Consider the following 23,767-nt stretch of genomic DNA (forward strand, 5'->3'; position numbering starts at 1 on the left):
CAACCCGATGCACGCGCGGCGTGCGGCAAGTTGCAGAAATCCAATTTCGAACTTTGCCCGCGCCGTGCGGTCCAGAACACACACTCTACGGAATAAACAAAATGGCTATCACCGACGTCGTCGTCCCCCAACTCTCCGAATCCGTTTCCGAAGCGACCCTGCTGACCTGGAAGAAGCAGCCCGGCGCTGCCGTCGAAGCGGACGAAATCCTGATCGAAGTCGAGACCGACAAGGTCGTGCTGGAAGTGCCGGCCCCCGCCTCGGGCGTGCTGGCTGAAATCGTCAAGGGCGATGGCAGCACCGTGACCTCGGGCGAAGTCCTGGCCCGTATCGACACCGCCGGCAAGGCCGCCGCCACCCCGGCCACCGCCCCCGCCGCCGAAGCGCCCAAGGCCGCCGCGCAAGCCGCCGCCGCCCCGGCCGCTCCCGCCTCGACCGCCGCCGCCGGCGTGGCTTCGCCCGCCGCCGCCAAGATCCTCGCCGAAAAGGGCGTGGACGCCGCCAGCGTCGCCGGCACCGGCCGTGACGGCCGCGTCACCAAGGGCGACGCCCTGAACGCCAGCGCCCCCGCCGCCAAGGCCGCCCCGGCCAAGGCCCCGGCCGCCCCCGCCCCGACCACGCTGTCGCTGGACGGCCGTCCGGAACAGCGCGTGCCGATGAGCCGCCTGCGCGCCCGCATCGCCGAGCGCCTGCTGCAATCGCAACAGGAAAACGCGATCCTGACCACGTTCAACGAAGTGAACATGCAAGCGGTCATCGATCTGCGCAACAAGTACAAGGACAAGTTCGAGAAGGAGCACGGCATCAAGCTGGGCTTCATGTCGTTCTTCGTCAAGGCCGCCGTTGCCGCGCTCAAGAAGTTCCCGCTGATCAACGCCTCGATCGACGGCAAGGACATCATCTACCACGGCTACTTCGACATCGGTATCGCTGTCGGCAGCCCGCGTGGCCTGGTGGTGCCGATCCTGCGCAACGCCGACCAACTGTCCATCGCTGAAATCGAAAAGACCATCGCCGACTTCGGCCGCCGCGCCGCCGACGGCAAGCTGGGCATCGAAGAGATGACCGGCGGCACGTTCTCGATCTCCAACGGTGGCGTGTTCGGCTCGATGCTGTCGACCCCGATCATCAACCCGCCGCAATCGGCCATCCTGGGCGTGCACGCCACCAAGGATCGCGCCGTGGTGGAAAACGGCCAGATCGTCATCCGTCCGATGAACTACCTGGCCCTGTCCTACGACCACCGCATCATCGACGGCCGCGAAGCCGTGTTGGGCCTGGTCGCCATGAAGGACGCCCTGGAAGATCCGCAGCGCCTGTTGCTGGACCTGTAATCTCGGCGCCCTGAGCCCGGCGCCCGCGCGACCTGTGTGTCGGCGGCGCCCGGCCGGCCCCACGGGCCGGCTTGCGCGGGCCGGGGCGAGTTTCACTCCCTCCTCATTCGCGAGAACACTATGTCCAAACAATTCGACGTCGTCGTCATCGGCGCGGGCCCCGGCGGCTACATCGCCGCCATCCGCGCCGCGCAGCTCGGCATGTCGGTGGCTTGCATCGACGCCTGGCAGAATGGCCAAGGCGGCCCGGCTCCCGGCGGCACCTGCACCAACGTCGGTTGCATCCCGTCCAAGGCGCTGCTGCAATCGTCCGAACACTTCGAGCAGGCCAACCACCACTTCGCCGAGCACGGCATCGAAGTCAAGGGCGTCAGCCTGAAGCTCGACACGCTGATCGGCCGCAAGAACTCGGTGGTCAAGCAGAACAACGACGGCATCCTGTACCTGTTCAAGAAGAACAAGGTCACCTTCTTCCATGGCAAGGGCGCGTTCGCCGGCCAGGTCGAGGGCGGCTGGGCCATCAAGGTCACCGGCACCGCCGAGGAAGACCTGGTTGCCAAGCACGTGGTGGTCGCCACCGGTTCGTCGGCGCGCGAGCTGCCCGGCCTGCCGTTCGATGAAAAGGTCGTGCTGTCCAACGACGGCGCGCTGAACATCGGCGCCGTGCCGAAGACGCTGGGCGTGATCGGCGCCGGCGTGATCGGCCTGGAAATGGGCAGCGTGTGGCGCCGCCTGGGCGCGGAAGTCACCATCCTGGAAGCGATGCCGGAGTTCCTGGCCGCCGCCGACCAGCAAGTGGCCAAGGAAGCCCTGAAGGCCTTCACCAAGCAAGGCCTGAACATCCAGATGGGCGTCAAGATCGGCGAGATCAAGGCGACCGCCAAGTCGGTGACCGTGCCCTACGTCGACGCCAAGGGCGCCGAGCAGAAGCTGGTGGTGGACAAGCTGATCGTCTCGATCGGCCGCGTGCCCTACACCGGCGGCCTGAACGCCGATGCCGTGGGCCTGAAGCTCGACGAGCGCGGCTTCATCGCCGTGGATGGCGACTGCAAGACCAACCTGCCCAACGTCTGGGCGGTGGGCGACGTGGTGCGCGGCCCGATGCTGGCGCACAAGGCCGAGGAAGAGGGCGTGGCGGTTGCCGAGCGCATCGCCGGCCAGCACGGCCACGTCAACTTCGACACCGTGCCGTGGGTGATCTACACCTCGCCGGAAATCGCCTGGGTCGGCAAGACCGAGCAGCAGCTCAAGGCCGAAGGCCGCGAGTACAAGGCCGGCAGCTTCCCGTTCCTGGCCAACGGCCGCGCCCGCGCGCTGGGCGACACCACCGGCTTTGCCAAGGTGATCGCCGACGCCAAGACCGACGAGGTCCTGGGCGTGCACATCGTCGGTCCGATGGCCTCGGAACTGATCTCGGAAGCCGTGACCATCATGGAATTCCGCGGCGCCGCCGAAGACATCGCCCGCATCTGCCACGCGCATCCGACGCTGTCGGAAGCCGTGAAGGAAGCCGCCCTGGCCGTCGACAAGCGCGCCTTGAACTTCTGATCCGCCACGCTGCGGCTCTGCCAAAGGGGGCGGGTTTTCGGACCCGCCCTTTTTTTCTTTTGCCTGTGTCATCTCCATGAACGTCCGCGAATACTACGAACACGCCCTGGCCGAACGCGGCTACAAGCCCGATGAAGCCCAGAAGAAGGCGATCGACCGGCTGCAGCGCTATTACGACGAGTGGGTCAAGTTCAAGGCGATGCGCTCGAACGCCCTGAAGAAGCTGCTGAACCGTCCCGATGTGCCGCGTGGCGTCTATCTGTGGGGCGGGGTGGGGCGCGGCAAGAGCTTCCTGATGGACGCCTTCTATGCCACCGTGCCGGTGGTGCGCAAGACGCGCCTGCACTTTCACGAATTCATGCGCGGCGTGCATCGCGAACTGGAGGAAGTGAAGGGCATGCAGGATCCGCTGGACGAAGTGGCCAGGCGCGTGGCCAAGCGCTACCGCCTGATCTGTTTCGACGAGTTCCACGTGTCGGACGTGGCGGATGCGATGATCCTGCACCGCCTGCTGTTCAAGCTGTTCGAGTACGGCACTTCGTTCGTGATGACCTCCAACTACGAGCCGTCGACGCTGTATCCCGACGGCCTGCACCGCGACCGCGTGCTGCCGGCGATCGAGCTGATCCAGGCGCGCATGGACGTGATGAACGTGGACGCCGGCGTCGACTATCGCCGCCGCTCGCTCGAGCAGGTGCAGTGCTACCACACGCCGCTGGACGAGAGCGCGCAACAGGCCTTGCAGCAGGCCTTCGACAGCCTGGCCGACACGCCACCGCAGGAGCCGCTGCTGCATATCGAGCATCGCGAGATCCGCGCGCTGGCGCTGGCCGGTTCGGTGGTGTGGTTCGACTTCGCCACGCTTTGCGGCGGTCCGCGTTCGCAGAATGATTACCTGGAGCTGGCCAATCGCTTCCATGCGGTGATCCTGTCCGGCGTGCCGCGCATGGGGCCGCGCCAGGCTTCCGAGGCGCGCCGCTTCACCTGGCTGATCGACGTGTTCTACGACCATCGCGTCAAGCTGATCATGTCGGCCGAATGCGAACCGGAAGAGATCTACACCGAGGGCGCGCTCGCCAACGAGTTCCATCGCACGGTATCGCGCATCCTGGAAATGCAGTCGCGCGAATACCTCGAGTCGGAACGCCGCCTGACTGCAACGTTGTAGTTATGCCGCAAGCGTCCGCCCGCGGGGGCGGACGTGGCGCAATTTGCGTCATTTGCATTGGTAATGCAAGTCATTATCAATTAACATCCGAAGACTTCTGGTCCCGCGCCGCAGTCTTCCCGTGTCTTCCCCCCTCCTTTCGTCTCCGGCCTCCTGCGCCGATGCGCCCGCCACGCAGGTCGACGGCCTGTACCGGGACCATCGGCCCTGGCTGTTCGGCTGGCTGCGCCGCAAGCTCGGTTGCGCGCATCGCGCGGAGGACCTGGCGCAGGACGTGTTCGTGCGCGTGATCCAGGGCCGCAAGACGGTTCGCGCCGGCGAGGCTCGGGCGCTGCTGACCACCATCGCCAAGGGGCTGGTGATCGATCATCAGCGTCACGCGGCGCTGGAACATGCCTATCTGGCCTATCTGGCCGACCTGCCCGAGGCCCATGCGCCGTCGCCCGAGACACAGGCCGAGCAGATGCAGGCCCTGATGCGACTTGACCGCCTGCTCGACCGGCTGCCGCCCAAGGCGCGCTCGGCGTTCCTGCTGTCGCAGCTCGACGGCCTGACCTATCCCGAAATCGCCCAGCGGCTGGGCGTGTCGCTCAGTTCCGTGCAGCAGTACATGGTGCGCGCCATGTCGGCCTGTTATGCCGCGCTTTATGACTAGCGCCGCCATGCCGCCCGATGCCGTGGTGCGCCAGGCCATCGCCTGGTGGGCGCGCCTGCAGTCGGGCATAGCCGATGCCGGCGAGCGCGAGGCCTGTCAGGCCTGGCTGGCGCAGGATCCGGCGCATCGCAAGGCGTGGGAGCGGCTGGAAGCGATTGGCCGCGATGCGCGCCGCGTGCCCGCGGCGCTGGCGCATACGGCGCTGGACGGCCCGGCGACGCCCGGCCGCCGCGTGGCCCTGCGCAATTTGCTGACGCTGGCTGGGGTGGGCGTGGCGGGTTGGGCTGGCTACCGGCATGCGCCGTGGCAGCGCCTGGCCGCCGATCTCAGCACCGGCATCGGCGAACGGCGCGCGGTGGCGGTGGCCGACGGCCTGCACGTCACTCTGAACAGCGACAGCGCGCTGCGGCTGGCAAGCGGCGCGCGCGGCATCCACCTGTTGCGCGGCGAGATCCTGGTGAGCGCGCAGGCGCGACCAGGCGCCGCCCCGGTGCGCGTGGACACCGGCCACGGCGTGCTGCTGGCGGACAACGCGCGTTTCGACGTGCGCCGCACGCCGGGTGGCGCACAGTTGGGTGTCTACGAGGGCAGTGTCGCCTTGCTGCGCGATGGCGCGTCGACGCAGGCTGCCGAAGCGGGCGAACGCCTGAGCTACGACGACCTGGGCGGGGTCGAGCGGCAGGCGGCCGATCCGGATCGCCTGGCCTGGGTCGACGGTCTGGTGGTGGCCAAGGACTGGCGCCTGGACCATTTCGCCGACTACCTGGCGCGCCAGCGAGTCGGCGTGATACGGGTGGACCCGGCGGTGGCGGGCCTGCGGCTGTCGGGCGTGTTCCCGCTGGACGACGCCGAGCGCGCGCTCCGGGCGCTGGAGCCGGCGCTGCCCATCGTGGTGACGCGCCACACACAGTACTGGCTGCAGGTCGGGCCACGCGCGGCCTGAGCGTTACAAATTTCCTGATCGATGCATTGCAGGTTTTCCTTCCTGGTACGGAAAGGCAGAGATAGAGACCTACGTACAAGGGAGTTTTTCGTGTCCGCTTCATCTTGCCCGCGCCTGGGCGCATCCTTGACCGCCGGCCGTCTGGCCGTGCTCGCCGCCACTTGCGCCGGCGCCTGGCTGGCCGCCGCGCCCGCCGCCTGGGCGCAAGCCTCGCCCGCCGCGGCCCAGGCGCCGCGCACCTATCAGATCGCCGCTGGCCCGCTGGGCGATGCGCTGACCCAATTCGCGCGCAGCGCGGGCGTGGTGCTGTCGTTCGATCCGGCGCAGGTGCGCGGCTTGCGGTCCGAAGGCCTGAACGGCGCCTATCCGGTGGGCGCCGGCTTCGCCCGCATCCTGGCTGGCAGTGGTCTGCAGGCGCGGGCCCAGGCCGGCAATTCCTGGACGCTGGTGGCGGCGCCCTCCGGCGACACGCTGACGTTGGCGCCGGTGACGGTGTCGGCCAGTTCCCTGAGCGCCTTCGCGCCGACCGTGGGCTACGTGGCCGGCGCCAGCGTCAGCGCCACCAAGACCGACACTCCGCTGATCGAGACGCCGCAATCGGTGTCCGTGGTCACGCGCGAGCAGATCGCGGAGCAGGGCGCGCAGACGCTGAACCAGGTGTTGCGCTACACGCCCGGCGTGGCGACCGAAACGCGCGGCGCGACCGCCACGCGGCTGGACCAGTTCAGCGTGCGCGGCTTCTCCGCATCGACCTACCTGGACGGCCTGCGTGTGTTCGGCGGGCGCGATGCCTTGCCGCAGGTGGACGCCTATCGTCTGGAGCGGGTCGACGTGCTGAAAGGGCCGGCCTCGGTGATGTACGGGCAGGGCGGCCCCGGCGGCGTGGTCAACCAGGTCAGCAAGCGGCCGCTGGAAGAAGCGCTGCATGAAGTCGAGCTTCAGGTTGGCAACTACGATTACCGGCGCGCCAACTTCGACTTCGGCGGCCCGCTGGACGCAGAGGGCAAGTACCTGTACCGCCTGGTGGGATCGGGCTACATGTCAGACGGCCAGATCGACCACACCAAGGAGCGCCGCTACTTCGTCTCGCCGGCCTTCACCTGGAAGCCCAACGGCGACACCTCGCTCACCGTGCTGACGAACTTCCAACGCGATCCCGACATGGGGTCGTATGGCGCTGCGCCGCCGATGCGCACGCTGCTGTCGGCGCCGGACGGCATCCGCCTGTCGCCACGCTACTACGATGGCGACGCCAATTTCGAGAAGAGCGACCGCAAGAGCTATTCGCTCGGCTACGTGCTGGACCACCGCTTCAGCGATGCCCTGAAGGCGACGCAGAGCCTGCGCTGGACCCATTCCGACGCCAAATACCGCAGCATCTATGGCGCGTCCAGCCGCTTCTACGGCTACACCGACAGCCGTTACCTGTACCAGCAGCGTGCCGCGATCGCGACCGACGTCGAGGTCGGCGCGCTGACCATCGACAACAACCTGCAGGCGCGCTTCGATACCGGCGCCTTCGGCCACACGGTGCTGCTGGGCTTCGACTACCAGCATGTCAAGACCGACACGCTGTCCGGCTTTGGCAGCGCGCCCGCGCTGAACGTGATGAACCCGGACAACCACCAGGACATCCCGGTGCCGGCGTTCTCCACCGACGCCACCACCAAGCAGTACCAGACCGGCCTGTACTTCCAGGACCAGATCAAGATCGACCGCCTTTCGGTGCTGCTGGGCGGACGCTACGACTGGTCGCGCAACGTCGGCGAGAGCACCGCCATCGCCACTGGCCGCACCACGCCCTCGTCGTTGCGCGCGGAGGCCTTCACCGGCCGTTTCGGCGTGATCTACAACTTCGACAACGGCGTGGCGCCGTACTTCAGCTACTCCGAATCGTTCGAACCGCAGTCGGGCACGGGCTGGAACAACGCGCCCTTCAAGCCGATCGAGGGCAACCAGTACGAGGTCGGCATCAAGTACCAGCCGCCGGGCAGCGCGACGTTGCTGTCGGTGGCCGCGTTCGACATCCGCCGCGAAAACATGCTGACCACCGATCCGGACCCGACGCATCTGTGCGGCACGTCCAACGCGCGCTGCCAGATCCAGTCCGGTGAATTGCGTACGCAGGGCATCGAGCTGGAAGCCAAGACCGAACCGCTGCGCGGGCTGACACTGATGGCGGGCTATTCGCTGCTCGATAACGCCTATTCCAAGGCCAATCCAAGCACCTCCGGGCTGAACCTGAAGGGCAAGGCGCCGGTGGGCGTGCCCTCGCAGCAGGCTTCGGCCTGGGCCCGCTACCAGTTGCAGGGCGGTGCGCTGGCCGGCCTGGGCGTGGGCGGCGGCGTGCGCTACATCGGGTCGTCGTACGGCGACGAGGCCAACACCATGAAGGTGCCGTCAGTCACGTTGTTCGACCTGATGCTGGACTACGACCTGGGCCGCGTGTCGCCGTCGCTCAAGGGCATGCAGGTGGCGCTGAACGTGCAGAACCTGTTCGACAAGGAATACATCGCTTCTTGCTCGGGCGATTCCTGGTGCTGGTACGGCTACCAGCGCTCGATCAAGGCCAGCCTGCGTTATCGCTGGTAGGCCGGACGGCCCGTTCGCGGCGTAGCCGTGGACGGGCAGGCACGCAAAGCCTCACATCGTAGTGAGAATGGTTATAATTCAGACCCTTGCCGAGAGAGAGCCGTCGCGGGGCGGTTCCAGGCCGGCATTCACAACAGGAAGATCGACAATGAAATTCGCAAGGACTTTGGCAGCCATCGCGCTGCTGGGCAGCGCCGGCGCGGCGCAGGCGCACTTCGTCTGGCTCGAGCGGGCCGACCAGGGGGCGGCAAAGGCGTACTTCGGCGAATGGGCGGACGACCTGCGTGAAAAGCGCGACGGCCTGCTGGGCAAGGTCCTGGTGGCGCCGGTGGTGACCGGTGCCGATGGCAAGGCGCTCAAGGCGTCGGCCGAGGGCGCGGATTTCGTCGAGTTCGCCGCCAGCGGCAAGGGCGACGTGCGCCTGTCGCAGCCGATCCAGTTCAAGGACACGCTGATGCAGTACGGCGCCAAGGCCGGCCGCGAAGACACCCAGGGCAAGCTCGACCTGGAACTGGTGCCGGCCGCCGCGGGCAGCAACACCTTCGTGCTGCAGTTCAAGGGCAAGCCGCTGGCCAAGACCGAGGTCACCGTGTTCGGCCCGCCCAAGTGGGAAAAGCGCTTGCGCAGCGACGAGAACGGCCGCATCGAGATCACCACGCCGTGGCCGGGCCAGTACGTGCTGGAAGCCGCCCACGTCGAGGACAAGGCCGGCGAGGCCGATGGCAAGGCCTACGCCAGGATCCGCTACGTTTCCACCCTGACCTTCAACGTGACCAAGTGAAAGCTCCCGCAGCCGGCGCAGGCATGATGCGCTACCGTCTGGCCGTGGCCTCGCGGGCCCTGGCCGCCATCCTCGGCGGCTACGGCCTGGCCTCGGCGGCCGCGGCCTGCCTGGCCGTCTGGCTGCCCATGCAGCGCGCCGACGCCGTCGTCACGGCGCAGATGTCGGCCTTCGTGGTCTACACCTGTGGCGTCATCTGGGTGTTCGCCACCCGCAACGCCTGGCGCGCCTGGGCCGGCATCCTGTTGCCGGCGGCGCTGTTCGGCGGCCTGTTCCTGATCGGTCGCATGGTGGGGGGCGCATGAAACCCAGCACCGGAAAAGCGCAAGGCGAAGAGGGCCTGCGCCAATCCATGTCGTGGCTGCACACCTGGTCGGGCCTGATCTTCGGCTGGGTGCTGTTCGCGATGTTCCTGACCGGCACGCTGTCGTTCTTCCGTCCCGAGATCACCCGCTGGATGCAGCCCGAGATCCAGGCGCAGGCCGCGCCCACGCTCGAATCCGTGGCCATGGCGCAGCGCTACCTGGCCGAGCACGCGCCCGACGCCAAGCGCTGGTTCATCACGCCGCCGACCGATCGCGAGCCGCTGATCCAGCTACTGTACCAGGTGCCCAAGCCCAAGCCGGGCGAACGCGGCTTCGTGCGCGCCAAGCTTGATCCGCGGACCGGGCAGGCCGTCAGCGGGCGCGAAACGCGCGGCGGCGACTTCTTCTACCGCTTCCATTTCGAACTCGAGATGGCGTTCCCGTGGGGACGCTGGCTTGCCAGCATCGCCGGCATGTTCATGCTGGTGGCCATCATCAGCGGCATCATCACGCACAAGAAGATCTTCGCCGACTTCTTCACCTTCCGCCCCAAGAAGGGCGGCCAGCGGGCCTGGATGGACGGCCACAATGCGCTGTCGGTGCTGGGGTTGCCGTTCCACCTGATGATCACCTTCAGCGGCCTGGTGCTGTTCATGGCCATGCTGATGCCCGCCGGCATCATGGCGGTCTATGAAAACCCGCGGCAATATTCGGATGACGTGTTCGCGGCATTCAAGGTCACGCCGCCGCGCAACGAGGCGGCGCCCCTGACGGCGCTTGCACCGTTGGTAGAGCAGGCGCAGCAGCGCTGGCATGGCCGCGTGGGCCGCGTCACGGTCAACAATCCCGGCGATGCCGGCGCCACGGTCACCGTCACCCGCGATGCGGCCGATGGCGTGTCCTACGGCCGCCTGGCGCCCTACATGCGATTCGATGGCGTCAGCGGCGCCTACCAGGAAGGGCAGGACGAACTGAGCCCCACCGTGCGCACCGCCGGCGTGGTCGTCGGCCTGCACCTGGGCCTGTTCGCCGAGCCGCTACTGCGCTGGTTCTATTTCCTGGTCAGCCTGGCGGGCACGGGCATGGTCGGTTCCGGCCTGGTGCTATGGATCGCCAAGCGCCGCCAGAAGGCGCGCCCCGGTGCGCGCGAGGCCTTCTCGCTGCGCCTGGTGGACGGTTTGAATGCCGGCACCATCGCCGGCCTGTTCATCGCGGTCGCCGCGTTCTTCTGGGCCAACCGGCTGGTGCCGGCCGACCTCCCGGGTCGCCAGTTGTGGGAAGTGCGCGCGTTCTTCGCCGCCTGGGGCCTGTCGCTGGCATACGCGTTCCTGTTCCCGAAGCGCAAGTGGGTGGATCTGCTGAGACTGGCCGCTGTTTCGCTGGCGCTGGTGCCGGTGGTCAATGCCTTGACCACTTCGCGTCACCTTGGCGTGTCGCTGGCGGCGGGCGACTGGGTCATGGCGGGATTCGACCTGACCTGCCTGGCGGGCGCGTTGCTGCTGGGCTGGATAGCGCGCAAGGCTGCCCGGGCGCGCAAGGCGCCGGCCAGGGGCGCTGCCAAGACGCCCGTCCGTGCTCGCGCCGCCACGGCCGCTGAAGCGTCCGCGCCCGCCGCGGCGCAAGTGCAGGCCCGGACCCGTCCCGCCGAGTCATCCGTCCCGACGCCGCCGCATTCCCCTTCCGAAGCCGCCTATGAATCGAGGTGATACGCCATGACGCTCGCCGCCTTCTGCCTGGCCTATGCGGGGTTCTCCGCCCTGTGCCTGGGCATGGACCGTCACTACGAAGACCTGTTCGACCGCGCTTTGCCACGCCGCCATCGCGTGCCGTTGCGGGTCTTCGGCTGGCTGGCGCTGGCCCTGTCGCTGTGCGCCTCGGCCGCAGTCTGGGGCTGGAGCTATGGCACGGTCGAATGGATCGGCATCCTCAGCATCGCCGGCCTGCTGCTGATCTGGTTCCTGACCTTCCGGCCGCGCGCCGCGCTGACGGCCGGCGGGGTGTGCGCGCTGGCCGCGCCGCTGCTGGCCGTCCTGTAACCACGGCGTCGCCCGCGCGGCACGTTACACTGGGCGTTTCACCAAGCAAACGCCTGCATCGTCCATGAACACCCGCGTCCTTACTGGCATCACCACCTCCGGTACCCCCCACCTCGGCAACTACGCTGGCGCGATCCGCCCGGCGGTCCAGGCGAGCACGCAACCGGGCGTCGACGCGTTTTTCTTCCTGGCCGATTACCACGCCCTGATCAAGTGCGACGACCCGGCCCGCGTGGCCCGTTCGCGGCTTGAAATCGCCGCCACCTGGCTGGCGGTCGGGCTCGATCCCGAGCGCGTGACCTTCTACCGCCAGTCGGACATCCCGGAGATCCCCGAGCTGAGCTGGCTGCTGACCTGCGTCACGGCCAAGGGCCTGATGAACCGCGCGCACGCCTACAAGGCCTCGGTCGACCAGAACGTGGCCAAGGGTGTGGATCCCGATGACGGCGTGACCATGGGCCTGTTCTCGTATCCGGTGCTGATGGCGGCGGACATCGTCATGTTCAACGCCAACAAGGTGCCGGTGGGCCGCGACCAGATCCAGCACCTGGAAATGGCGCGCGACATCGCCCAGCGCTTCAACCACCTGTACGGCCGCGAATACTTCACGCTGCCCGAGGTCGCCATCGAAGAGGACGTGGCCACGTTGCCGGGCCTGGACGGCCGCAAGATGTCCAAGAGCTACAACAACACCATCCCGCTGTTCGAGGGCGGCGCCAAGGCGCTGCGCGCCTCGATCATGCGCATCGTCACCGACTCGCGCGAACCGGGCGAACCCAAGGACGCCGAAGGCTCGCACCTGTACACCATCTACCGCGCCTTCGCCACGCACGAACAGGCCGCGGCCTTCCGCAAGCAACTCGAGGAAGGCCTGGGCTGGGGCGAGGCCAAGCAGGCGCTCTACGATCACCTGGAGAACCTGCTGGCGCCGATGCGCGAGCGTTACTTCGACCTGATGGCCAACCCCGGCCGCATCGAGGACGTGCTGCAGGCCGGCGCTGCCAAGGCGCGCAAGCTGGCGGTGCCGATGATGCGCGAGCTGCGCGAGGCCGTGGGCCTGCGCAACCTGAACGCGCAGGCGCCGGGCAAGGACGCGCCGGCCAGGAAGGAAAAAGGCAAGGGCGCGCGTTTCGTTAGTTTCCGTGACGAGGACGGCGGCTTCCGTTTCCGCTTCCTGGCCGCCGATGGCGAGGAGCTGCTGTTGTCGCAACGCTTTGCCGATCCGAAGCAAGCCGGCGCGCTGATGCGCCGCTTGCAGGCGGAGTCCCCCGAGGCTCTGTTGCAAGCCACGGCTGAGGGCCTGACTGCGGTACTGGACGGCGTCACCGTGGCGACGGCGCCGGCCGGCGCCGTCGGCGACGCCCAGGCGCAATTTGCGAAGACGCGCGACGCGTTGCGCTCGATGGCTCAGGAATAACGCCGCGCAGGCGGCAAGACAAGGGCGGCGCCATTGCGCCGCCCTTGTCGTTTTTGTTCTCCAGGAAAGGCTTGCCGCGCGTCGTCGCCGTTAGCGTGCGTTGGCGGAAACGATGCGGCCGTCGCGCACCTGGAATCGTTGCGCGCTGCCCTGGCCCGCGATTTCCAGCATGTCGCCTTCGGAATAGCCTGTCACGTTGGGGCAGTCGAGCCACTCGGGGTTGATGAACGGAAAATACTTGAGCGTGCCGCTGCCCTGGCTGACGAAATCGAACGTGGTGTTGGCCACGACTTCCGGATCCCATTGGCTGGCATCGAAGGTCAGCGCACAGCCGGCGCCGATGCGGTAGGTGATGCTGGCGCCCATGCTGGCGAATCCCAGCGCGCCCACGTGCAGTTGCGCGCCGTTGGCCAGCTCGATGACCCGGTTGCCCAGGCGTTCCAGCGTGATGTGTTTGAAGGTGACTTCGGCGCCATCCACGGTCAGGTGGGCATATTGGCCGAGAGTGACCTCGTTGTAGGCGCCGCTCGGGCTGGCTTCCTTCTTGGTGATGATTGCCGTTTCGTTGGCGGCAAGCGTAATTGTGTTGCGCATGGCGGGACGGATCTCCGGTGTCTCTGGTATGGCGCTGTTTTTCTTGTGCTTCGACCTGATAGACGTTTGCGCCGCAGCTCGCCTGATCATGGGTTTGCTTCCGCCGTGCGTGCCCGATCCGCCGGCTTATTATTTAGACACAATTCGATATTTTCTCTTATTTTTGTTGCGTCCGGCTTGAGACAACGCAAGGAGGGGCGGACTTTGAGGGAAAGTCCTTAGTTGAATGACAACCGTGAATGACAACCGGCGCATGTGCGCCGGTTGGTGAGACTTGGGCTGGCCGCCTGGCCGGCTCCTGCGGGGAGCGGCCAGGGGAGGGGCTCAACGCTTGAGCTTGGCGAATGCGTCGGCCATGGCGCTGTTCATTGCGCCGCTGCCGCCGGCGTTGCCGCGGCCGCCGTCGCCCTGCGGGCGGCGGCCGCCACGATCGCCGCCCTTGGGGGCGTCAGCGCCGCGCCGGGCGGGCACGGCGGCGTCGTTCATGCGCATGGTCAGGGCCACGCGCTTGCGCGCCACGTCCACTTCCAGCACCTTCACGCTGACGGTCTGGCCCACGCGCACCACGTCGCGCGGATCCTTCACGAACTTCTCGGCCAGCGCCGAGATGTGGACCAGCCCGTCCTGGTGCACGCCGATGTCGACGAACGCGCCGAAGTTGGCGACGTTGGTCACCACGCCTTCGAGCACCATGCCGGGGTACAGGTCGTTGAGCGTCTCGACGCCTTCCTTGAACTGGGCGGTCTTGAACTCGGGACGCGGATCGCGGCCGGGCTTTTCCAGTTCGGCGAAGATGTCGCGCACCGTCGGCAGCCCGAAGCGCTCGTCCGTGAAATCAGAGGGCGACACGCCCTTGAGCGCGTCGCGCTGGCCGATGATCTGCTTCACCTCGGCCTTGATCTTGGCCACGATGCGCTCGACCACCGGATACGCCTCCGGGTGCACCGACGAGGCATCCAGCGGATTGTCGCCGTTGGGAATGCGCAGGAAGCCCGCGGCCTGCTCGAAAGCCTTGTCGCCGAAGCGCGGCACCTTGCGCAGTTGTTCGCGGGAGGGGAAGGCGCCGTTCTCGTCGCGCCAGGCCACGATGTTCTTGGCCAGCAGCGAGTTCAGGCCCGACACGCGCGCCAGCAGCGCGGCGGAGGCCGTGTTGACGTCCACGCCGACCGCGTTCACGCAGTCCTCGACCACCGCGTCCAGCGAACGCGCCAGTTCGCGCTGGTTGACGTCGTGCTGGTATTGGCCGACGCCGATGGCCTTGGGATCGATCTTGACCAGCTCGGCCAGCGGATCCTGCAGGCGGCGCGCGATCGACACGGCACCGCGCAGCGTCACGTCGAGATCGGGGAATTCCTGCGCGGCGGTTTCCGATGCCGAGTACACCGAGGCGCCGGCCTCGGATACCACCACACGCGTGACCTTCAGGTCGGGGAAGCGTTCCTGCATGTCGCCCACCAGCTTCTCGCTTTCGCGCGATGCCGTGCCGTTGCCGATCGCGATCAGGTCGACCTTGTGGCGCGCGACCAGCGCGGCCAGGGTGTTGATGGTGCCCTCGCGGTCGCGGCGCGGCTCGAACGGGTAGACAGTGGTGGTGTCGACCACCTTGCCGGTACGGTCGATCACGGCCACCTTGCAACCGGTGCGGATGCCGGGGTCCAGACCCAGCACGGCCTTGGGGCCGGCCGGCGCGGCCAGCAGCAGGTCTTTCAGGTTGGCGGCGAACACACGGATGGCCTCGGCCTCGGCGGTCTCGCGCAGGCGGCCGATCAGTTCGCTTTCGAAAGCCGTCACCAGCTTGACGCGCCAGGTCCAGCGGCAGACTTCGCCCAGCCAGCGCGCGCGCGGCGAGGCGTCGAGGGCGAACAGGCCATTGCCCAGCTTCAGGAAGCTGGCGATGCGCGCCACGCAGGGATGCGGGGTTTGCGCTTCGAGTTCTGCTTCCAGTCCCAGGCGGATTTCCAGCACGCCTTGCTGGCGGCCGCGCAACAGCGCCAGGATGCGATGGGACGGCAGCGTGCGCAGCGGCTCGTTGAAGTCGAACCAGTCGCGGAAGTTGGCGCCTTCGGTTTCCTTGCCGTCGACCATCTTGGAATACAGATAGCCGGTGGACCAGAGGTGCTCGCGCATGTCGGCCAGCAGGTCGGCGTTCTCGGCGTAGCGCTCGGCCAGGATGTCGCGGGCGCCGTCCAGCGCCGCCTTGGCGTCGTTGATCGAGGCTTCGGGATTCAGGTACTGCGCGGCCAGCGCGGCCGGGTCGCAGGCCGGGTCGGCCAGGATGGCGTCGGCCAGCGGCTCCAGGCCGGCCTCGCGGGCGATCTGGGCGCGCGTGCGGCGCTTGGGCTTGTACGGCGCGTACAAGTCTTCCAGGCGCTGCTTGGTGTCGGCGCTGGCGATTTCCTGCTGCAGTTCGGGCGTCAGCTTGCCTTGCTGCGAGATCGATTCGAGGATCGCGCCGCGGCGTTCTTCGAGTTCGCGCAGGTAGCCCAGGCGCACTTCCAGGTTGCGCAGGACGGTGTCATCCAGGCCGCCGGTGGCTTCCTTGCGGTAGCGCGCGATGAACGGCACGGTGGCGCCGTCGTCAAGCAGTTCCACCGCCGCGGCGATCTGGGAGGCGCGTGCGCCGAGCTCGGTGGCGAGCTGGGCAACGATGCGGGCATTGTCGACGCCGGCGGCGACGTTCGTGATAACGGAAGTTTCAGACATCTCGATACGACGGCAAAAAAGGAAAAACAAGGGGCGGATTGTGCCATAAGCCGTTGTTACAGAACGTGCCAGGGTGGACACATCCGTCCCCATGGGACGGGACGTTTGCGACGCGTTGGGCGGAAAAGCGCAGCGCCAGCGGGTATCATTTGGTCCTTTCCCACCCATTCTGGGTCTGGCGCCCCGACCGTCCACCGGCACGGTCGCCTTCGACGCCAGGCTGTATCCATGCTGGACCTGGACATCTCCGAATTCTTCGCCGAGGACGGCCCGCTCGCGTCGGCCTTGCCCGGCTACAAGCCGCGCCCTTCCCAAGTGGAACTGGCCCAGGCCATCGGCCAGGCCATTCAGGACCGCGCCACGCTGGTGGCCGAGGCCGGCACCGGCATCGGCAAGACCTGGGCGTATCTTGTACCCGCCTTCATCCAGGGCGGCAAGGTGCTGATTTCCACCGGTACCCGCACGCTGCAGGATCAACTGTTCACGCGCGACCTGCCGCGGGTACGGGCGGCGCTGGCGGCCCCGGTGACGGCCGCGCTGCTCAAGGGGCGCGGCAACTACGTCTGTCACTACCATCTTGATCGCCTGCAGGGCGACGAACGCGCCTTGAAGTCGCGCACCGAAATCCAGCAACTGCGCCAGATCCAGGTGTTCGCCGGCATTTCCAAGACCGGCGACCGCGGCGACCTGGCCCAGGTGCCCGAAGACGCCGACATCTGGCAGCGTGTCACCTCGACCCGCGAGAACTGCCTGGGCCAGGAATGCCCGCGCATCCGCGACTGTTTCGTGGTCAAGGCTCGCCGTCAGGCGCAGGAAGCCGACGTGGTGGTGGTCAACCACGCCCTGTTCATGGCCGACCTGGTGCTGCGCGAAGAGGGCGTCACCGACCTGCTGCCCGAGGCCGACACCGTCATCTTCGACGAAGCGCACCAGTTGCCCGACACGGCCACCCGCTTCCTTGGCAGCAGCGTGTCGACGCACCAGTTGCTGGATTTCGGCCGCGCGCTCGAAGCCGCCGGCCTGGCCTATGCGCGCGAAGCCACCAAATGGAGCGACGTCGCGCGGCACCTGGAAACCGCCACGCGCGAATTGCGCCTGGTCTGTGCGCCGCTCGAGCGTCTGCCGGGCCGCAAGGCCACGTTCGAGGCCATTCCCAACGCCGATGAGTTCGATGCCGCGTTCGCGGTGTTGCGCGAGGCGGTGGACATCGCCACCAACGCGCTGGGTTCGGTCGCCGAGCGCCATCCCGACCTGGTGGCCGCCGCCCGCAGCGGCGCTGAAATCGCCGTGCGCCTCAAGCGCTGGGCCACGCCGGGCCGCGACGGCGCCGGCTTTGACGACGAGGGCTGGGGCCGCGACGACCAGGCGCCGGCATCGGCCCCGCAACCGGCGCTGGGCGATGGCCTGTCCACGCCTGCCGCGATCCTCGAAGGCGCGGCCGCGGCGGTGGAATGGACCGGCCCGGCGGTGCGCTGGGTCGAGCATGGCCAACACCATGTGCGGCTGCATTCGGCGCCGCTGTCGGTGGCGCAGGCATTCTCCAAATACCGCAAGCCGGGCCAGGCCTGGATCATGACTTCGGCCACGTTGTCGGTGAATGGCGAGTTCACGCACTTCACCGGCCAACTGGGCCTGGATCGCGCCCGCACCGGCAAGTGGGAGTCGCCCTTCGATTATCCCGAGCAGGCGCTGCTGTTCGTGCCGCGCGGCATGCCCGAGCCGCAATCGCCGCAGTTCCTGGACCGCTTCGTGCAGACGCTGCTGCCGCTGCTGGAAGCCAGCCCGGGCGGCACGCTGGTGTTGTGCACCACGCTGCGCGCCGTGGACAAGGTCGCCAACCTGCTGGCCGACGCCTTCGACGACGCCGGCCACGACTGGCCGCTGCTCAAGCAGGGCGAGGGCACGCGCCGCGACCTGCTGGACCGTTTCTGCAAGCTGACGCACCCGGTGCTGGTGGGCAGCGCCAGCTTCTGGGAGGGCATCGACCTGCCGGGCGACGTGCTGACGCTGGTGGCGATCGACAAGCTGCCGTTCGCTCCACCGGACGATCCGGTGATCGAGGCGCGGCTGCGGGCCTGTCGCGCCCACGGCGGCAATCCGTTCTCGGAATACCAGTTGCCCGAGGCCGCGATCTCGCTCAAGCAGGGCGCTGGCCGCCTGATCCGCACGGAATCGGACTGGGGCGTACTGATGGTGGGCGATGCCCGCCTGGTCGAGAAGCCCTATGGCAAGCGCCTGTGGCGCGGCTTGCCGCCATTCGCGCGGACGCGCGAACTGGAAGAGGTGCTGGCTTTCTACCGCCGCAAGCAGGAATAGGGCGGGCTGGCCAGGCAGAAGCGGACCGTCCTGACTCGCACCGCGCGAATAGGACCCAAGGACGTCGCCGGACAAAAAAAAGCCCCTCGAGAGATCGAGGGGCTTCCCATACTGTCGGTGTTCAGTTGAACGGATTCCACCAGCTCTTGTCGGCCTTCAGGCCCTTGTCCTTGAACGAGCTGTTGGGAAAGTTCTTGTCGAGCACGCGCTGCGCGTCGTTTTTCAGTTCGGTCATGCCGAGCTTGTCGTAGGACTGCACCATCAGGTAGAGCGCTTCCTCGGTGGCGGGGGCGCCCTCGAAGTCGGTGATGACGGTCTGCGCGCGGTTGGCGGCGGCGATGTAGGCGCCGCGCTCGTAGTAGTAGCGGGCCACGTGTACTTCGTTCATGGCGATGGTGTTGACCAGCCAGGCCACCCGCTTGATGGCATCCGGGGTGTACTTGCTGTCCGGGTAGCGCTTGATCAGGTCATTGAACGCGTCATACGAGGCGCGCAGGCCCTTGGGGTCGCGTTCGGCCGGATCCTGGCCGGTGATGTTGCTCATGAAGGCGCTGGCCGGCGTGAAGTTGATCAGGCCCTTCAGGTACAGCGCGTAGTCGGTGCCGGGATGGTTGGGGTAGAGCTGCTGGAAGCGGTCGATCGCGGCCAGCGCCTGTTCGTTTTCGCCATCCTTCCAGTTGACGTAGGCCAGCTCGAGCAGGGCCTGCTGGGCGTAGACGCCGAAGGGATAGCGGCTCTCGATGGCGGTCAGGCGCTCGCGCGCTTCTTTCCAGCCGCCCGAGGAGATTTCGGCCTTGGCGTCGGCGTAGAGCTGCTCGGCGCTCCAGTTCGTGGTCTTGTCGTACTTGCTGTTGGTCGAACCGCAACCGGCGATCGCGATGACGGCAAATAGCGCGATAACCACGCGCAAAACCGACCCGCTTCGGGAGGCGGGGTTCAAGGGAGCTGCGGAGTGGTGAATCACGAGAATCGTATCCTTGGTGTTAGCATGGCAGGCTGATTATATGATTTGTCTCCATGTCCGATACAGCCATCAGCGCAGATCTCGTTTCCGACGATGAGCTCCTGAGCCTTTCCGGCGAAAACCCGCGCGGCGAACCGCAATTTGTAACGGTGCCTGCGGGCACCCGCGCCGACCGGCTGGACAAGGTGCTGGCCGGACTGTTGACGGACCATTCCCGCAGCCGGCTGCAGGGCTGGATCGAGGCCGGCAACGTCCACGTCAACGGCGCGCCCGGCAAGGTCCGCCAGACGGTGGGGCCGGGCGACGAAATCACGGTCTGGGCCCAGCCGGCTCCCGAGACGCTGGCTTTCGCCCCCGAACCCATCGATTTCCCCGTGGTCGATGAAAGCGCCGACTGGATCGTGGTGAACAAACCCGCCGGCCTGGTGGTGCACCCCGGCGCCGGCAACTGGAGCGGCACGCTGCTCAACGGCCTGCTGCACCGCTATCCCGAACTGGCGCAGGTGGCCCGCGCCGGTATCGTTCACCGGCTGGACAAGGACACTTCGGGGCTGATGGTGGTGGCGCGCAATGAAATCGCGCAGACCCATCTGGTGCGCCAGTTGCAGGCGCGCAGCATGGGGCGTGAATACGTCGCCCTGGCGCACGGCTGGCTGGTCCGCGCCGGCAAGGTGGACCGCCCGATCGGCCGCGACCCGCGCGTGCCGGTGCGCATGAGCGTCGAGCGGCCCGTGGCGCCGAAACCCGCCATCACCCACTATGCCCCCGCGCGGTGCGGCCAGGTCGATCCCGGCGGCCGCGTCACCGAGGTGGTGTGCCGCCTGGAAACCGGCCGCACCCACCAGATCCGGGTGCACCTTGCCAGCCTCGGGCATCCGCTGCTGGCGGATGCGATCTACGGCGGCAAGAACATCGCGGGCGCGCAGCGGCAGATGCTGCACGCCCGCGCCCTGCATTTCGATGATCCGGGCGGTCGCGGCGAGGTTCAGTTCGCCGCCCCCGTGCCGGCGGACATGACCCTGGTCCAGGAAGCGATCGCATGGAACGCGTGATTGAAGGCTTGCCCGTGGTGACCGGCCCGGCGTGGGCCGGCGTCAACTATTTCTGCACCACCCGCGCCGGCGGCGTGGGCGTGGCGCCGCACGACACCCTCAACCTGGGCCGCCGCGCCGGAGACGATCCCGATACCGTGGCCGAGAACCGCCGCCGCTTGCGCGCGGCGCTTCCGGCCGAGCCGCTGTGGCTGCGGCAGGTGCATGGCAGCGACGTGGTCGACGCCGACGCCGCCGACCTGCCCGACGAGCCGGCGCTGGACGCCAGCGTCACCGCGCGCCCGGGCCGCGTGCTGGCCGTAATGGTGGCGGACTGTCTGCCGGTGGTCATCGCCGACGCCGACGGCAGCGTCCTGGGCGCGGCCCACGCTGGCTGGCGCGGCCTGTCCGGCGGCGTATTGGAAAACACCCTGGCCGCCATGCGCGCCAAGGCCCCGGCCGCTACCGCCTGGCGCGCCTGGGTCGGCCCGGGCATCGGGCCGGAAGCCTTCGAGGTCGGTCGCGACGTGCTGGACGCCTTCCTGGCGGACGATCCCGCCACGGAAACCTACTTCCGGCCGCGTCCGGGCGTTTCGGGCAAATGGCTGGCCGACCTGGCCGGCCTGGCCGAATTCCGCCTGCGCCGGGCCGGCGTGCAGGATGTCACGCTGAGCGGCCTGTGCACCGTGGCGGACGCCGGACGCTTCTTTTCCTACCGTCGCGACAGCGAGACCGGCAGGATGGCTTTGCTGGCCTGGCTCGACCCGGTCTGATCCAACGCAAAGCGGCCGCGCCCGCGGGCGGCTAGGCTTGCTGGCCTCATTGAATACCCGCATTGACAGTGCTGAACCCGACATGCAACATCAATCGGGAAGTCTCGATAACAAGGTGTCGAAGTGAATGCCAATCTCTCCGCCTCAGGGCCCCTTCCGGTGAGCGTGGCTCCGGACGTCCTGGCCGATATCCAGGCTGAATTCTCGCGCGAATGGCAGCGCCTGTGCGACGACGCCCGTCGCGGCGCGCTGGCTCCGCCGGCCGACCGGCGTTTCGCTGGCCAGGCCTGGGCCGCCAATGGCCAGCACCTGCTGATGGCCCATACCTATCTGCTGTCGGCCCGCGCCATGTCGCGCATGGTCGATGCCGCGCAGGTCAGCGAGCCGATGCGCGACCGGCTGCGTTTTTCGATCATGCAGTGGGTAGACGCGCTGTCGCCCTCGAACTTCCTGGCCCTGAACCCCGACGCCCAGCAGTCCATCGTCGAAAGCGCCGGCCGCGCCCTGAACGAGGGCCTGGCCAATCTGCTGGGCGACGTCAAGAAAGGCCGCATCACCCAGACCGACGAGACGCAGTTCGAGATCGGCCGCAACGTGGCGGTGACGCCCGGCGAAGTGGTGTTCGAGAACCGGCTGTTCCAGCTGATCCAGTATGCCCCCGCCACGGCCACGGTGCACGAGGTGCCGCTGGTGATCGTGCCGCCGAACATCAACAAGTTCTATATCCTCGACCTGCAGCCCGATAACTCGTTCGTGCGCCATGCGGTCGAACGGGGTTTCACCGTTTTCCTGATCTCCTGGCGCAACCCGCTGGCCAGCGATACCGACGGCGTCGATCGCGCCACCTGGTCCGACTATCTCGACGACGCGGTGCTGCGGGCGCTGCGCGTGGCCAGCGACATCACGCGCCAGCCGCAGGTCAACGCCCTCGGTTTCTGCGTCGGCGGCACCATGCTGGCCTCGGCGCTGGCGTTGGCCGAGGCGCGCGGCGAACATCCCGTCGCGGCGTTGACGCTGCTGACCTCGCTGCTCGATTTCCATGACACCGGCATCCTGAGCGTGTTCGTCGACGAGACCCACGCCTTGCTGCGCGACCACCAATTGGGCGCCGGCGGACTGATGCCGGGCCGCGACCTGGCCACCACCTTTTCGTTCCTGCGGCCAAATGAGCTGGTCTGGAACTACGTGGTCGGCAACTATCTCAAGGGCCAGAAGCCGCCGGCCTTCGATCTGCTGTTCTGGAACGGCGACAGCACCAACCTGCCGGGGCCGTTCTTTTCCTGGTACTTCCGCAACACGTATCTCGAGAACAATCTCAAGGTGCCGGGCCGCGCCCAGGCGGCGGGGCTGCCACTGGACCTCACGCGACTGTCGATGCCGGCGTATATTTTCGGTTCGCGCGAAGATCACATCGTGCCGTGGGTCTCGGCCTATGCCTCGACCCAGGTGCTGCGCGGTCCGCAGCGTTTCGTGCTGGGCGCGTCGGGCCACATCGCCGGGGTGGTCAACCCGCCGGCCAAGAAGCGCCGCAGCTATTGGGTGGCCGAAGGCGCCGGCGCCGAGGGCCGCCCCCTGCCGGGCGATCCCAACGCCTGGCTGGCGCAGGCGCAGGAAAAACCAGGAAGCTGGTGGCCCGACTGGGCGGACTGGCTGGCCGGGCATTCCGGCAAGCAGGTCAAGGCTCGGGCAAAATCAGGTAACGCCAGATACCGGCCGATCGAGCCGGCGCCTGGCAGGTATGTGAAGGTCAGGGCCACCTGAAACCGCGCTTGCGGTGGGCCCCGGGCCAATAAGAAGTAGAAGAAGTAGAAGTCAATCAACGAGGCGTCCGTCGCACACAGGAGGAAGTCCAATGAGCGGAAAACTGGCTTACGTTACAGGCGGGATGGGCGGGATCGGCACCTCTATTTGCCAGCGCCTGGCCAAAGAGGGCTTTCGCGTCGTGGCAGGCTGCGGCCCGAGCCGCAATTACCAGCAATGGCTGGATGAGCAGGCGGCGCAGGGATATACCTTCCATGCTTCCGTCGGCAATGTGTCCGACTGGGATTCCACCGTCGCCGCCTTCGAGCGCGTCACGGCGGAACTTGGCCAGGTCGATGTGCTGGTCAACAACGCGGGCATCACCCGCGATGGCCTGTTCCGGAAAATGACCGCCGACGATTGGCGCGCGGTCATCGACACCAACCTGAACAGCCTCTTCAACGTGACCAAGCAGGTCATCGACGGCATGGTCGAGCGGCAGTGGGGGCGCATCATCAACATCAGCTCGGTGAACGGCCAGAAGGGCCAGTTCGGCCAGACCAACTACTCCACGGCCAAGGCCGGCATCCATGGCTTCACCATGGCGCTGGCCCAGGAAGTCGCGAGCAAGGGCGTCACCGTCAACACCATCTCGCCCGGCTACATCGGGACCGACATGGTGCGCGCCATCCGCCCCGATGTGCTCGAGAAGATCGTCGCCACCATCCCGGTGCGTCGCCTCGGCACGCCCGAAGAAATCGCCTCGATGACGGCATGGCTGGCTTCCGATGAATCCGGCTTTTCCACCGGCGCGGACTTCTCGCTCAACGGCGGCCTGCACATGGGCTGACGCATCGCGGGCTGCCC

General features: G+C 67.5%; 19 protein-coding genes. 16 read left to right on the forward strand and 3 right to left on the reverse strand.

What is annotated here, in order from left to right; translation table 11 throughout:
• The first annotated feature begins 101 nt into the window (after positions 1-101).
• The 11 genes from odhB (at position 102) to AAID08_RS07095 (ending at position 12,779) form a co-directional block, all read left to right on the forward strand.
• Positions 102-1,334, forward strand: coding sequence for a 2-oxoglutarate dehydrogenase complex dihydrolipoyllysine-residue succinyltransferase (odhB, locus tag AAID08_RS07045; protein WP_144654986.1), 1,233 nt, complete (start codon positions 102-104; stop codon positions 1,332-1,334).
• Positions 1,335-1,454: 120 nt separating this feature from the next.
• Complete coding sequence (gene lpdA / locus AAID08_RS07050; RefSeq protein ID WP_006389383.1) at positions 1,455-2,882, forward strand: dihydrolipoyl dehydrogenase; 1,428 nt, start codon at positions 1,455-1,457, stop codon at positions 2,880-2,882.
• A 76-nt stretch (positions 2,883-2,958) separates the two neighbouring features.
• On the forward strand, positions 2,959-4,050 hold the full coding sequence (zapE, locus tag AAID08_RS07055; protein WP_054501489.1) for a cell division protein ZapE: 1,092 nt from the start codon (positions 2,959-2,961) through the stop codon (positions 4,048-4,050).
• Between the two features lie 121 nt (positions 4,051-4,171).
• The gene (locus AAID08_RS07060; protein WP_054501488.1) at positions 4,172-4,705 is read left to right on the forward strand and encodes a sigma-70 family RNA polymerase sigma factor; all 534 of its coding nucleotides are present in this window, start codon (positions 4,172-4,174) and stop codon (positions 4,703-4,705) included.
• Entirely contained in the window at positions 4,698-5,648 is a 951-nt protein-coding gene (locus AAID08_RS07065; RefSeq protein WP_395757479.1) for a DUF4880 domain-containing protein, read from the forward strand. Before AAID08_RS07060 ends, AAID08_RS07065 begins: the two co-directional genes overlap by 8 nt.
• 90 nt (positions 5,649-5,738) lie before the next feature.
• A complete protein-coding gene (locus AAID08_RS07070) occupies positions 5,739-8,240 on the forward strand; it encodes a TonB-dependent siderophore receptor (protein WP_395757480.1) in 2,502 nt (833 codons plus the stop codon).
• Between the two features lie 148 nt (positions 8,241-8,388).
• Positions 8,389-9,021: a DUF4198 domain-containing protein gene (locus AAID08_RS07075; protein WP_054501487.1), complete on the forward strand. Its 633-nt coding sequence runs from the start codon at positions 8,389-8,391 to the stop codon at positions 9,019-9,021.
• 23 nt (positions 9,022-9,044) lie between these two features.
• Positions 9,045-9,326 carry a DUF3649 domain-containing protein gene (locus AAID08_RS07080; protein WP_006389389.1) on the forward strand — a complete coding sequence of 94 codons (282 nt, stop codon included), beginning with the start codon at positions 9,045-9,047 and terminating at the stop codon, positions 9,324-9,326.
• Positions 9,323-11,032, forward strand: coding sequence for a PepSY domain-containing protein (locus AAID08_RS07085; protein WP_116792637.1), 1,710 nt, complete (start codon positions 9,323-9,325; stop codon positions 11,030-11,032). Before AAID08_RS07080 ends, AAID08_RS07085 begins: the two co-directional genes overlap by 4 nt.
• Before the next feature lie 6 nt (positions 11,033-11,038).
• On the forward strand, positions 11,039-11,362 hold the full coding sequence (locus AAID08_RS07090) for a DUF3325 domain-containing protein (protein WP_054501485.1): 324 nt from the start codon (positions 11,039-11,041) through the stop codon (positions 11,360-11,362).
• A 64-nt stretch (positions 11,363-11,426) separates the two neighbouring features.
• Positions 11,427-12,779, forward strand: a complete 1,353-nt coding sequence (locus tag AAID08_RS07095; protein WP_395757481.1) for a tryptophan--tRNA ligase — start codon at positions 11,427-11,429, stop codon at positions 12,777-12,779.
• A gap of 90 nt (positions 12,780-12,869) precedes the next feature.
• Here the strand turns inward: AAID08_RS07095 and AAID08_RS07100 are convergent, their stop codons facing one another.
• Both AAID08_RS07100 and tex read right to left on the reverse strand, forming a co-directional pair.
• Positions 12,870-13,373 carry a hypothetical protein gene (locus tag AAID08_RS07100; protein ID WP_054501483.1) on the reverse strand — a complete coding sequence of 168 codons (504 nt, stop codon included), beginning with the start codon at positions 13,371-13,373 and terminating at the stop codon, positions 12,870-12,872.
• 324 nt (positions 13,374-13,697) lie between these two features.
• Positions 13,698-16,076, reverse strand: coding sequence for an RNA-binding transcriptional accessory protein Tex (gene tex, locus AAID08_RS07105; RefSeq protein WP_395757482.1), 2,379 nt, complete (start codon positions 16,074-16,076; stop codon positions 13,698-13,700).
• Between the two features lie 228 nt (positions 16,077-16,304).
• Here tex and AAID08_RS07110 point away from each other — a divergent pair, with 228 nt between their 5' ends.
• Positions 16,305-18,392: an ATP-dependent DNA helicase gene (locus tag AAID08_RS07110; RefSeq protein ID WP_054501481.1), complete on the forward strand. Its 2,088-nt coding sequence runs from the start codon at positions 16,305-16,307 to the stop codon at positions 18,390-18,392.
• 121 nt (positions 18,393-18,513) lie between these two features.
• Here AAID08_RS07110 and AAID08_RS07115 read toward each other — a convergent pair whose 3' ends face one another.
• Positions 18,514-19,302, reverse strand: a complete 789-nt coding sequence (locus AAID08_RS07115; RefSeq protein ID WP_054501480.1) for an outer membrane protein assembly factor BamD — start codon at positions 19,300-19,302, stop codon at positions 18,514-18,516.
• A 107-nt stretch (positions 19,303-19,409) separates the two neighbouring features.
• On the opposite strand from AAID08_RS07115, the gene AAID08_RS07120 reads away from it, so the two are divergent.
• The 4 genes from AAID08_RS07120 to AAID08_RS07135 all read left to right on the forward strand — a co-directional run bounded on the left by AAID08_RS07120 (position 19,410) and on the right by AAID08_RS07135 (position 23,750).
• Complete coding sequence (locus AAID08_RS07120; protein WP_054501479.1) at positions 19,410-20,408, forward strand: RluA family pseudouridine synthase; 999 nt, start codon at positions 19,410-19,412, stop codon at positions 20,406-20,408.
• Positions 20,396-21,160 carry a peptidoglycan editing factor PgeF gene (gene pgeF / locus AAID08_RS07125; RefSeq protein ID WP_175142209.1) on the forward strand — a complete coding sequence of 255 codons (765 nt, stop codon included), beginning with the start codon at positions 20,396-20,398 and terminating at the stop codon, positions 21,158-21,160. Before AAID08_RS07120 ends, pgeF begins: the two co-directional genes overlap by 13 nt.
• A gap of 123 nt (positions 21,161-21,283) precedes the next feature.
• Positions 21,284-22,921: a class I poly(R)-hydroxyalkanoic acid synthase gene (gene phaC, locus AAID08_RS07130; protein WP_175167610.1), complete on the forward strand. Its 1,638-nt coding sequence runs from the start codon at positions 21,284-21,286 to the stop codon at positions 22,919-22,921.
• 91 nt (positions 22,922-23,012) lie between these two features.
• Complete coding sequence (locus AAID08_RS07135; protein ID WP_054501476.1) at positions 23,013-23,750, forward strand: 3-ketoacyl-ACP reductase; 738 nt, start codon at positions 23,013-23,015, stop codon at positions 23,748-23,750.
• Positions 23,751-23,767: the final 17 nt, after the last annotated feature.

The sequence above is a fragment of the Achromobacter sp. EB05 genome, assembly GCF_044232075.1.
In the GTDB taxonomy this organism is placed as follows: domain Bacteria; phylum Pseudomonadota; class Gammaproteobacteria; order Burkholderiales; family Burkholderiaceae_B; genus Achromobacter; species Achromobacter dolens.

Excerpts from the sequence above, each read along its gene's own strand:
- odhB (WP_144654986.1), top strand. The coding sequence starts at position 102 with ATGGCTATCACCGACGTCGTCGTCCCCCAACTCTCCGAATCCGTTTCC.
- lpdA (WP_006389383.1), top strand. The coding sequence starts at position 1,455 with ATGTCCAAACAATTCGACGTCGTCGTCATCGGCGCGGGCCCCGGCGGC.
- zapE (WP_054501489.1), top strand. The coding sequence starts at position 2,959 with ATGAACGTCCGCGAATACTACGAACACGCCCTGGCCGAACGCGGCTAC.
- AAID08_RS07065 (WP_395757479.1), top strand. The coding sequence starts at position 4,698 with ATGACTAGCGCCGCCATGCCGCCCGATGCCGTGGTGCGCCAGGCCATC.
- AAID08_RS07075 (WP_054501487.1), top strand. The coding sequence starts at position 8,389 with ATGAAATTCGCAAGGACTTTGGCAGCCATCGCGCTGCTGGGCAGCGCC.
- AAID08_RS07080 (WP_006389389.1), top strand. The coding sequence starts at position 9,045 with ATGATGCGCTACCGTCTGGCCGTGGCCTCGCGGGCCCTGGCCGCCATC.
- AAID08_RS07085 (WP_116792637.1), top strand. The coding sequence starts at position 9,323 with ATGAAACCCAGCACCGGAAAAGCGCAAGGCGAAGAGGGCCTGCGCCAA.
- AAID08_RS07090 (WP_054501485.1), top strand. The coding sequence starts at position 11,039 with ATGACGCTCGCCGCCTTCTGCCTGGCCTATGCGGGGTTCTCCGCCCTG.
- AAID08_RS07095 (WP_395757481.1), top strand. The coding sequence starts at position 11,427 with ATGAACACCCGCGTCCTTACTGGCATCACCACCTCCGGTACCCCCCAC.
- AAID08_RS07100 (WP_054501483.1), bottom strand. The coding sequence starts at position 13,373 with ATGCGCAACACAATTACGCTTGCCGCCAACGAAACGGCAATCATCACC.
- tex (WP_395757482.1), bottom strand. The coding sequence starts at position 16,076 with ATGTCTGAAACTTCCGTTATCACGAACGTCGCCGCCGGCGTCGACAAT.
- AAID08_RS07110 (WP_054501481.1), top strand. The coding sequence starts at position 16,305 with ATGCTGGACCTGGACATCTCCGAATTCTTCGCCGAGGACGGCCCGCTC.
- AAID08_RS07120 (WP_054501479.1), top strand. The coding sequence starts at position 19,410 with ATGTCCGATACAGCCATCAGCGCAGATCTCGTTTCCGACGATGAGCTC.
- pgeF (WP_175142209.1), top strand. The coding sequence starts at position 20,396 with ATGGAACGCGTGATTGAAGGCTTGCCCGTGGTGACCGGCCCGGCGTGG.
- AAID08_RS07135 (WP_054501476.1), top strand. The coding sequence starts at position 23,013 with ATGAGCGGAAAACTGGCTTACGTTACAGGCGGGATGGGCGGGATCGGC.